We start from the raw sequence: 4,870 nt of genomic DNA on the forward strand, positions 1-4,870 counted from the left end.
CGCAAATTGCTTGGGTGTTATATGGTCAAGCCTCACGGGCAATTAGTATTGGTTAGCTCAACGCCTCACAGCGCTTACACACCCAACCTATCAACGTCGTAGTCTTCGACGGCCCTTCAGGGAACTCAAGGTTCCAGTGAGATCTCATCTTGAGGCAAGTTTCCCGCTTAGATGCTTTCAGCGGTTATCTTTTCCGAACATAGCTACCCGGCAATGCCACTGGCGTGACAACCGGAACACCAGAGGTTCGTCCACTCCGGTCCTCTCGTACTAGGAGCAGCCCCTCTCAAATCTCAAACGTCCACGGCAGATAGGGACCGAACTGTCTCACGACGTTCTAAACCCAGCTCGCGTACCACTTTAAATGGCGAACAGCCATACCCTTGGGACCGGCTTCAGCCCCAGGATGTGATGAGCCGACATCGAGGTGCCAAACACCGCCGTCGATATGAACTCTTGGGCGGTATCAGCCTGTTATCCCCGGAGTACCTTTTATCCGTTGAGCGATGGCCCTTCCATACAGAACCACCGGATCACTAAGACCTACTTTCGTACCTGCTCGACGTGTCTGTCTCGCAGTCAAGCGCGCTTTTGCCTTTATACTCTACGACCGATTTCCGACCGGTCTGAGCGCACCTTCGTACTCCTCCGTTACTCTTTAGGAGGAGACCGCCCCAGTCAAACTACCCACCATACACTGTCCTCGATCCGGATAACGGACCTGAGTTAGAACCTCAAAGTTGCCAGGGTGGTATTTCAAGGATGGCTCCACGCAAACTGGCGTTCACGCTTCAAAGCCTCCCACCTATCCTACACAAGCAAATTCAAAGTCCAGTGCAAAGCTATAGTAAAGGTTCACGGGGTCTTTCCGTCTAGCCGCGGATACACTGCATCTTCACAGCGATTTCAATTTCACTGAGTCTCGGGTGGAGACAGCGCCGCCATCGTTACGCCATTCGTGCAGGTCGGAACTTACCCGACAAGGAATTTCGCTACCTTAGGACCGTTATAGTTACGGCCGCCGTTTACCGGGGCTTCGATCAAGAGCTTCGCGTTAGCTAACCCCATCAATTAACCTTCCGGCACCGGGCAGGCGTCACACCCTATACGTCCACTTTCGTGTTTGCAGAGTGCTGTGTTTTTAATAAACAGTCGCAGCGGCCTGGTATCTTCGACCGGCATGGGCTTACGGAGCAAGTCCTTCACCCTCACCGGCGCACCTTCTCCCGAAGTTACGGTGCCATTTTGCCTAGTTCCTTCACCCGAGTTCTCTCAAGCGCCTTGGTATTCTCTACCCAACCACCTGTGTCGGTTTGGGGTACGGTTCCTGGTTACCTGAAGCTTAGAAGCTTTTCTTGGAAGCATGGCATCAACCACTTCGTCGCCTAATGGCAACTCGTCATCAGCTCTCGGCCTTGGAATCCCGGATTTACCTAAGATTCCAGCCTACCACCTTAAACTTGGACAACCAACGCCAAGCTGGCCTAGCCTTCTCCGTCCCTCCATCGCAATAACCAGAAGTACAGGAATATTAACCTGTTTTCCATCGACTACGCTTTTCAGCCTCGCCTTAGGGACCGACTAACCCTGCGTCGATTAACGTTGCGCAGGAAACCTTGGTCTTTCGGCGTGGGTGTTTTTCACACCCATTGTCGTTACTCATGTCAGCATTCGCACTTCTGATACCTCCAGCAAGCTTCTCAACTCACCTTCACAGGCTTACAGAACGCTCCTCTACCGCATCACTTACGTGATACCCGTAGCTTCGGTGTATGGTTTGAGCCCCGTTACATCTTCCGCGCAGGCCGACTCGACTAGTGAGCTATTACGCTTTCTTTAAAGGGTGGCTGCTTCTAAGCCAACCTCCTAGCTGTCTAAGCCTTCCCACATCGTTTCCCACTTAACCATAACTTTGGGACCTTAGCTGACGGTCTGGGTTGTTTCCCTTTTCACGACGGACGTTAGCACCCGCCGTGTGTCTCCCATGCTCGGCACTTGTAGGTATTCGGAGTTTGCATCGGTTTGGTAAGTCGGGATGACCCCCTAGCCGAAACAGTGCTCTACCCCCTACAGTGATACATGAGGCGCTACCTAAATAGCTTTCGAGGAGAACCAGCTATCTCCGAGCTTGATTAGCCTTTCACTCCGATCCACAGGTCATCCGCTAACTTTTCAACGGTAGTCGGTTCGGTCCTCCAGTCAGTGTTACCTAACCTTCAACCTGCCCATGGATAGATCGCCCGGTTTCGGGTCTATTCCCAGCGACTAGACGCCCTATTAAGACTCGCTTTCGCTACGCCTCCCCTATTCGGTTAAGCTCGCCACTGAAAATAAGTCGCTGACCCATTATACAAAAGGTACGCAGTCACAGAACAAAGTCTGCTCCCACTGCTTGTACGCATACGGTTTCAGGATCTATTTCACTCCCCTCTCCGGGGTTCTTTTCGCCTTTCCCTCACGGTACTAGTTCACTATCGGTCAGTCAGTAGTATTTAGCCTTGGAGGATGGTCCCCCCATATTCAGACAAAGTTTCTCGTGCTCCGTCCTACTCGATTTCATGACTAAGAGATTTTCGCGTACAGGGCTATCACCCACTATGGCCGCACTTTCCAGAGCGTTCCGCTAATCTCAAAGCCACTTAAGGGCTAGTCCCCGTTCGCTCGCCACTACTAAGGGAATCTCGGTTGATTTCTTTTCCTCAGGGTACTTAGATGTTTCAGTTCCCCTGGTTCGCCTCTTGCACCTATGTATTCAGTACAAGATAACCATCTTATGATGGCTGGGTTCCCCCATTCAGACATCTCCGGATCAAAGTCTGTTTGCCGACTCCCCGAAGCTTTTCGCAGGCTACCACGTCTTTCATCGCCTCTGACTGCCAAGGCATCCACCGTATGCGCTTCTTCACTTGACCATATAACCCCAAGCAATCTGGTTATACTGTGAAGACGACATTCGCCGAAAATTCGAATTTCTCAACTAAGAGAACTCACAAATTTTACCTTAGCCTGATCCGTTACCAGTGAAAGTAACGTTCAGTCTATCTTTCTATCACATACCCAAATTTTTAAAGAACGAACTAGTCAAAGACTAGAAATCAACATTCACCATCCACTCGATGGAATGCTCATTTCTAAGCTCTTACTTCAGAAGCAGTAGTGGTGGAGCCAAGCGGGATCGAACCGCTGACCTCCTGCGTGCAAGGCAGGCGCTCTCCCAGCTGAGCTATGGCCCCGTATTTCTACAGGCGTTTCCCACACAAAATTGGTGGGTCTGGGCAGATTCGAACTGCCGACCTCACCCTTATCAGGGGTGCGCTCTAACCAACTGAGCTACAGACCCAATTTCGGGCTGCTTCTTTCGTCTTCTTCAATGAATCAAGCAATTCGTGTGGGAACTTATGGAGCAGCTGATGTCGTCGATTAAGGAGGTGATCCAGCCGCAGGTTCCCCTACGGCTACCTTGTTACGACTTCACCCCAGTCATGAATCACACCGTGGTAACCGTCCTCCCGAAGGTTAGACTAGCTACTTCTGGTGCAACCCACTCCCATGGTGTGACGGGCGGTGTGTACAAGGCCCGGGAACGTATTCACCGCGACATTCTGATTCGCGATTACTAGCGATTCCGACTTCACGCAGTCGAGTTGCAGACTGCGATCCGGACTACGATCGGTTTTATGGGATTAGCTCCACCTCGCGGCTTGGCAACCCTTTGTACCGACCATTGTAGCACGTGTGTAGCCCAGGCCGTAAGGGCCATGATGACTTGACGTCATCCCCACCTTCCTCCGGTTTGTCACCGGCAGTCTCCTTAGAGTGCCCACCATAACGTGCTGGTAACTAAGGACAAGGGTTGCGCTCGTTACGGGACTTAACCCAACATCTCACGACACGAGCTGACGACAGCCATGCAGCACCTGTCTCAATGCTCCCGAAGGCACCAATCCATCTCTGGAAAGTTCATTGGATGTCAAGGCCTGGTAAGGTTCTTCGCGTTGCTTCGAATTAAACCACATGCTCCACCGCTTGTGCGGGCCCCCGTCAATTCATTTGAGTTTTAACCTTGCGGCCGTACTCCCCAGGCGGTCAACTTAATGCGTTAGCTGCGCCACTAAGAGCTCAAGGCTCCCAACGGCTAGTTGACATCGTTTACGGCGTGGACTACCAGGGTATCTAATCCTGTTTGCTCCCCACGCTTTCGCACCTCAGTGTCAGTATCAGTCCAGGTGGTCGCCTTCGCCACTGGTGTTCCTTCCTATATCTACGCATTTCACCGCTACACAGGAAATTCCACCACCCTCTACCATACTCTAGCTCGCCAGTTTTGGATGCAGTTCCCAGGTTGAGCCCGGGGATTTCACATCCAACTTAACGAACCACCTACGCGCGCTTTACGCCCAGTAATTCCGATTAACGCTTGCACCCTCTGTATTACCGCGGCTGCTGGCACAGAGTTAGCCGGTGCTTATTCTGTCGGTAACGTCAAAATTGCAGAGTATTAATCTACAACCCTTCCTCCCAACTTAAAGTGCTTTACAATCCGAAGACCTTCTTCACACACGCGGCATGGCTGGATCAGGCTTTCGCCCATTGTCCAATATTCCCCACTGCTGCCTCCCGTAGGAGTCTGGACCGTGTCTCAGTTCCAGTGTGACTGATCATCCTCTCAGACCAGTTACGGATCGTCGCCTTGGTGAGCCATTACCTCACCAACTAGCTAATCCGACCTAGGCTCATCTGATAGCGCAAGGCCCGAAGGTCCCCTGCTTTCTCCCGTAGGACGTATGCGGTATTAGCGTTCCTTTCGAAACGTTGTCCCCCACTACCAGGCAGATTCCTAGGCATTACTCACCCGTCCGCCGCTGAATCC

Annotated in this window: 2 tRNA genes and 2 rRNA genes; all 4 read right to left on the bottom strand. The window is 51.9% G+C overall.

The features are described 5' to 3' along the window. Positions 1-21: 21 nt before the first annotated feature. Positions 22-2,912 (bottom strand): 23S ribosomal RNA (locus AC1RME_RS29495). Positions 2,913-3,157: 245 nt separating this feature from the next. Further along, positions 3,158-3,233, bottom strand: a tRNA-Ala gene (locus tag AC1RME_RS29500). A gap of 30 nt (positions 3,234-3,263) precedes the next feature. Then, positions 3,264-3,340: transfer RNA gene (locus AC1RME_RS29505), tRNA-Ile, on the bottom strand. 81 nt (positions 3,341-3,421) lie between these two features. Continuing rightward, positions 3,422-4,870, bottom strand: a 16S ribosomal RNA gene (locus AC1RME_RS29510); the annotation flags it as partial.

It is taken from the genome of Pseudomonas sp. GW822-FHT03F08, assembly GCF_058801265.1.